Source organism: Streptomyces sp. NPDC031497, assembly GCF_055580905.1.
The window spans coordinates 1-1,034 of record NZ_JBVIKO010000073.1; the positions used below are offsets into that span (position 1 = coordinate 1).

Annotated in this window: 1 protein-coding gene; it reads right to left on the reverse strand. The window is 68.3% G+C overall.

The window, feature by feature from the left end; translation table 11 throughout:
* On the reverse strand, positions 1-1,034 hold a 1,034-nt coding region (gene zwf, locus ACZ5K7_RS48285; protein ID WP_468924970.1), incomplete at both ends, for a glucose-6-phosphate dehydrogenase.

Here is a 1,034-nt window from a genome sequence, read left to right on the forward strand (position 1 = left end):
GCGGTTGTCGATCTCCAGCTTCACGGCCGCGTAGGTGTCGGTCTTCGACTTGGCGTCGATGCCGTCCTCTTCGAGGTAGCCGATGACCTTCTCGCCGCCCTGCCAGCCGGCCGCGTACTGGCCGCGCACGGTGTGCCTGCCCAGGTCGTCCGGCAGCCGTACCGCGCCGAGCACCTTCTCCTTCTCGGCGGCCAGCGCGTCCGCGTCGAAGGAGGCGGGCTCCTCCATCGCGGTCAGGGCCATCAGCTGGAGCAGGTGGTTCTGGATGACGTCACGGGCGGCACCGATGCCGTCGTAGTAGCCGGCGCGGCCGCCGATGCCGATGTCCTCGGCCATGGTGATCTGGACGTGGTCCACGAAGGACCGGTTCCAGATCGGCTCGAACATGGTGTTGGCGAAGCGCAGCGCCAGGATGTTCTGGACGGTCTCCTTGCCGAGGTAGTGGTCGATCCGGAACACCTGGTCCGGTTCGAACACCTCGTGCACGACCTTGTTGAGCGCCTCGGCCGACTTCAGGTCGTGGCCGAAGGGCTTCTCGATGACCGCGCGCCGCCAGGAGCCGCCGCTCTGGTCCGCCAGGCCGTGCTTCTTCAGCTGCTGGATGACGACCGGGAAGGAGCGCGGCGGGACGGACAGGTAGAAGGCGAAGTTGCCGCCGGTGCCCTGCGCCTTGTCCAGCTCCTCGATGGTGGAGCGGAGCCGCTCGAAGGCGTCGTCGTCGTCGAAGGTGCCCTGGACGAAGCGCATCCCCTGGATGAGCTGCTGCCAGACCTCTTCACGGAACGGGGTACGGGCGTGTTCCTTGACGGCGTCGTGGACCTCGGCGGCGAAGTCCTCGTTGGCCCACTCGCGGCGGGCGAAGCCGACCAGGGAGAAGCCCGGCGGCAGCAGACCCCGGTTGGCGAGGTCGTAGACCGCGGGCATGAGCTTCTTGCGGGAGAGGTCGCCCGTGACGCCGAAGATGACCAGACCGGACGGTCCCGCGATACGCGGGAGCCGTCGGTCTGCGGGGTCACGCAGCGGGTTGCTGCTCG